The organism is Streptomyces sp. NPDC006265 (genome assembly GCF_040613555.1).
In the GTDB taxonomy this organism is placed as follows: Bacteria; Actinomycetota; Actinomycetes; order Streptomycetales; family Streptomycetaceae; genus Streptomyces.
Genome location: NZ_JBEXSH010000767.1, coordinates 1 through 4,509, shown reverse-complemented (window position 1 = coordinate 4,509; position 4,509 = coordinate 1). Strand labels below are relative to the sequence as shown.

General features: G+C 73.3%; 5 protein-coding genes. 1 reads left to right on the top strand and 4 read right to left on the bottom strand.

The window, feature by feature from the left end; all coding sequences use genetic code 11:
- Window positions 1–297: 297 nt before the first annotated feature.
- The 3 genes from ABZ281_RS39470 to ABZ281_RS39460 all read right to left on the bottom strand — a co-directional run bounded on the left by ABZ281_RS39470 (window position 298) and on the right by ABZ281_RS39460 (window position 3,521).
- Window positions 298–1,320, bottom strand: coding sequence for a hemolysin family protein (locus ABZ281_RS39470; RefSeq protein WP_356662806.1), 1,023 nt, complete (start codon window positions 1,318–1,320; stop codon window positions 298–300).
- Complete coding sequence (locus ABZ281_RS39465; protein ID WP_356662805.1) at window positions 1,317–2,660, bottom strand: hemolysin family protein; 1,344 nt, start codon at window positions 2,658–2,660, stop codon at window positions 1,317–1,319. The genes ABZ281_RS39470 and ABZ281_RS39465 overlap by 4 nt, the downstream gene beginning before the upstream one ends.
- A gap of 357 nt (window positions 2,661–3,017) precedes the next feature.
- Window positions 3,018–3,521 carry a MarR family transcriptional regulator gene (locus ABZ281_RS39460; protein WP_356662804.1) on the bottom strand — a complete coding sequence of 168 codons (504 nt, stop codon included), beginning with the start codon at window positions 3,519–3,521 and terminating at the stop codon, window positions 3,018–3,020.
- A 114-nt stretch (window positions 3,522–3,635) separates the two neighbouring features.
- Here ABZ281_RS39460 and ABZ281_RS39455 point away from each other — a divergent pair, with 114 nt between their 5' ends.
- Window positions 3,636–4,151 carry a YceI family protein gene (locus tag ABZ281_RS39455; RefSeq protein ID WP_356662803.1) on the top strand — a complete coding sequence of 172 codons (516 nt, stop codon included), beginning with the start codon at window positions 3,636–3,638 and terminating at the stop codon, window positions 4,149–4,151.
- A 22-nt stretch (window positions 4,152–4,173) separates the two neighbouring features.
- Here ABZ281_RS39455 and ABZ281_RS39450 read toward each other — a convergent pair whose 3' ends face one another.
- A complete protein-coding gene (locus ABZ281_RS39450; RefSeq protein ID WP_356662802.1) occupies window positions 4,174–4,374 on the bottom strand; it encodes a hypothetical protein in 201 nt (66 codons plus the stop codon).
- Window positions 4,375–4,509: the final 135 nt, after the last annotated feature.

The window sequence follows — 4,509 nt, the reverse complement described above, 5'->3', positions numbered from 1 at the left end:
GGCCACTTCGCTGTCGGGTGGTCCCGTCCCCGGCGGGCGGCCACGGCCATGGCCTCGTCGGGTGGTCCGGTCCCTGTCGGCCGGCCCCGCGCTGTCGGGTGGTCCCGTCCCTGTCGGCCGGCCCCGCGCCGGGTGGTCCCGGCCCAGTCGGGCGGCCGGTCCCCTCGATCGGCTCGCCTCGGGCGGCCCCACCTCCGTCGGGCGGCCCCGATCCCGTGGGGCGTGGCGTCCCACCCCCGTCGGGACGGCCACGGCGCCGCCAGGCCGCCCCTTCCGTTTCCTCCGTCCCCGCCCCCGTCAGGCCGCTGCGGCCGGCTGCATCAGGCGGGCCAGCAGGTCGTCCAGGGTGACCAGGCCGGTGAGCCGGCCGGAGTCGTCACGGACCACGGCCAGGGACGACCGGCGGCGGCGCAGCAGCTCGATCGCGACGGCGACCGTGGCGGTCTCCGCCAGTTCCGGCACCGGCCGGGCGAGGTCGCGCGCGGTCGTCGCCCGGCCCCGGGCCCGGGCCACCAGGGCGTCCCGGGCGTGCACGGAACCGAGGACCGTGCCGTTCTCCCGGACCAGCAGTCGGGTGCGGTCGTGCTCGGCGGCGAAGCGCAGCAGCGCGTCGAGATCCGCGCCGCCCTCGACCCAGGTGATCTCGGCGGCCGGGATCCGCAGCGCCGCGACCGGCGTCTCCGGCTCGGTCAGTGAGCGGGTCAGCAGCTCCGAGTCGGTCGCGCTGATCAGGCCCAGCCGCTCCGACTCCTCCACCAGGTGCGTCAGCTGCTCCCGGTTGTGCACCGAGGCCAGCTCGTCGCGCGGGGCCACCCGGGACAGCCGTACCAGGGCGTTGCTGACCCGGTTGAGCAGGCGGATCACCGGACGTACGGCCCGCACCACGGCCCGGAAGGGCGGCGACAGCAGCATCGCCGAACGCTCCGGGTGGGCGATCGCCCAGGACTTGGGCGCCATCTCGCCGACCACCATGTGCAGGAACACCACCACGACCATGGCCACGGCGAAGGCCACGCCGTAGCTCACGGCGCTGGGCAGGCCCAGCGTGTGCAGCAGCGGGTCGAGTTCGTGCGAAATCGCGGGCTTGGACACCGAGCCCAGGCCCAGCGTGCACACGGTGATGCCCAGCTGGGCGCCGGCCAGCATCAGCGACAGCTCGCGCATCCCGGCCAGGGCCGCCCCGGCGCCGCGCCGGCCCTCGGCCGCCGCCTTCTCCATGCGGTGCCGTTTGGCGGCGACCAGAGCGAACTCGGCCGCCACGAAGAAGCCGCTGCCGATCAGCAGCAGCACGGTCACGAAGACCGCTGTCGGGAAACTCACGCCATCTCCTCGGCTTCCACGGCCTTCACCACCGGACTGATCCGGACGCGGTCGGCCACGTGCCGGTCCAGCGTGCGGACGTCGATCACGGCCCGGCCGCCGCCGGGCAGTTCGACCGTGACCCGGTCGCCGACCGTCGGGAAGCGGCCGAGCCGGTCCACGACCAGGCCGGCCACGGTGTCGTAGTCGTCGTCCTCCGGCAGCCGGACACCGGTCGCCTCGGTCACCTCGTCCACCCGGCGGCCGGCGTCCACCAGCCAGCCGTCGCCGTCCGCGACGGCGAGCACGGTGACCTTGTCGGACTCGTCGGCGATGTCACCGACCAGCTCCTCGGCGATGTCCTCGTACGTGACGATGCCCGCCACGCCGCCGTGCTCGTCGAGGACGACCGCGAACTCGTCGTCTTGTTCCCGCATCCGCGTCACCGCGTCGGGCAGCGCGAGCGTGTCCGGCAGCAGCAGCGGTCGCCGGGCCACCTCACCGGCCCGTGCGCCGGACAGGCGGTCGGCGGGCAGCGCCATCAGCTCGCGCACGCCCAGCACGCCCACGATGTCGTCGGGGTGGTCGCCGAGGACCGGGTAGTTGGAGTGGCCGTGCCGGGCGATCAGACCGACCGCCTCCTCGGCGCCGGCGTCCTTGCGGACGAACACGGCGTCGGCACGCGGCACCATCACCTCGTCGAGGGCGCGCTCGGAGAACTCCAGCGCGTGGTCCAGCAGCGCGGCGGTGTCCTCCGGCAGTTCCCCCTGCTCGTGCGACTCACCGATCAGATGGCCCAGCTCCTCCAGCGTGGCGCCGTGGTGCAGTTCCTCGACGGGCTCGATCCCGGCCCTGCGCAGCAGCCGGTTGGCCGCGCTGTCGAAGATCCGTACGACGGGTCCGACGACCCTCAGATACGCCAGCGTGGACGGTGCCAGCGCCTTCGCCAGCCGCTCGGGCACGGCGATCGCGAGGTTCTTCGGAGCGAGTTCGCCCAGCACCATCTGCACGACCGTGGCCAGAACGAAGGCGAGCACGACGGCGATGCCGCCGACGGCCGCGTCGGGCAGACCGAGCCCCGACAGGGCCGGCCGGAGCAGCGCGGACACCGACGGCTCGGCGATGAAGCCGACGACCAGCCCGGTGACGGTGATGCCGAGCTGTGCGCCGGACAGCATGAACGACAGCCGCTCCAGCACCCTGAGGGCACGAGCTGCCCTGCGGTCCCCGGCCTCGGCCTCACGCGCGAGGGTCAGCCGGTCGGCGGAGACGTAGGCGAACTCCTGGGCGACGAAATAGCCGGTGCCCGCGGTCAGCACGAACACGGCGAGCAGGCCCAGCAAGGCCTCTCCGGCACTCATCGAACACCACCCCGCCGTGTGCCGCGATCACTCATGCCGTGGCGGGATGGTCGGGGACTGTGCCCCGGAGGGTCCGTCGGTCTGGCGGACAACAACGTGCTCCTTAGCTGTGGTGTGTCTCCGGTACAACGCTCGCCGTCGCGCCGGTGTTCCCGGATTCTACGACCCTGTAGATGAAGTCGCCCGGGATCGCGGGGAGGCCGTGGCCGCAGGGGCCACACCCCGATCGGCGGCTGCCGGAAGCGGAGGGGGCCGACGTATACGCGGCCCGGCTCCCGGCGTCGAACCGCACCTCCCCCCGGCCGCTCACGCAGTCCCTCCGTGAGGGCGCCGGCATCGACCGGCGGCCCTCCCGGCTCACTCGGCGGACGCGCCCTCGACCAGATCCGGCACCAGCCCCCGCATCGCCGCGCACTGGTCCGGTCCCATGAAGTGGGCCAGGGACTCGGTGACCGTGGCGGCGAGTGGGGCCGAGGCCTCCTTCAGCAGGTAGCGGGCCTTGTCCGTGAGGGCGACCTCGATGCCCCGCTTGTCGCCGCAGACCGACCTGCGGGTGACGAGTCCGGCGTGCTGCAGGCAGGCGATTTGGTAGGTGAGGCGGGTCTTGGGGCGGCCCAGGCGCTCCGCGACGCGCGTCATGCGCAGGCCGCCCTCGGGCTGCTCCGCGAGCAGGCACAGGACGAGGAACTCGTCGTGCGAGACGTCGAGCCTCTCCTTCACGGCCGCGCGCAGCCGCTGCTCCACCGCTCCCGTCGTGGCCAGCAGCAGCATCCAGGCGCGCAACTCCGCGGGCAGCAGCCCGCCACCGCCGAGGGACGGGCATTCGGGCAGGTCGGTGGGGTGCTCCCCGGGGTCGGCCATGCGTTGAGTCTACCTGTCGTCCAAATTTGGAGCAGAGGGTTGTTCAATTTTGGATGAGGCGCTAGCGTGCCGCACAGTCATCCAAATTTGAACGATATGGCAGGGAGAACGATCATGACCGTCACCGTGGAAACCGGACAGTGGCAGCTCGACGCGACCGCCTCGACCGTAGGCATCCGGCACCGGACGATGTGGGGCCTGGTCACCGTGAAGGGCGCCTTCGATGCCGTCGGCGGCACCGGCGAGGTCCGGTCCGACGGGTCCGCCGTCGGCACCCTGACCTTCGACGTCACCTCCCTGGACACCGGGAACGCCAAGCGCGACACCCACCTCAGGTCCGAGCACTTCTTCGACGCCGGCCACCACCCCGAGATCACCTTCGCGGCTCTCAGCGCCGAGCTCCGCGACGGGGGCCAGGTGCACGTCGCCGGCCGGCTGACCGTGCGCGGCATCAGCAGGCCGCTGTCCCTGACCGCGCGCGTGACGGACCGGGACGCCGCGGGCCTCACGCTGTCCACCGACTTCACCGTGGACCGCGAGCAGTTCGGCATGGGCTGGAACCAGCTGGGAATGATCCGCGGCCGGACCACGGTCACCGCCACCCTCCGCTTCATCAGGGCCGCGGCCTGACGCCCCGGCGCACCGCGCCGCGTCAGCCCGCCCCGCGCACCGCCGCCTGCACATCCGCGCTCGACAGGGTCTGCGGTGACACCGTGAACGCGCGCAGGCGGATCCGGGCCCCCGGCCGGGGCAGCGGGAAGCGGCCCGCGGGCGGCCGGAGTTCGTAGCGGGCGCTGCCGTGCGCGGGCAGGGTGCGCGGGCCGGGCACCAGCGTGGTTTCTGCCGAGTACACGCCGAAGGACGCTATCCGCCCCCGGGTGAGCGGGACCCGGACGGAGGTGAAGATTCCGGTGTGACCCCGGTAAGGGGCCCCGGCCTTGCGGCCCCCGGGCTCTGCCCCTCGGCCTTGCGGCCCCCGGGCTCTGCC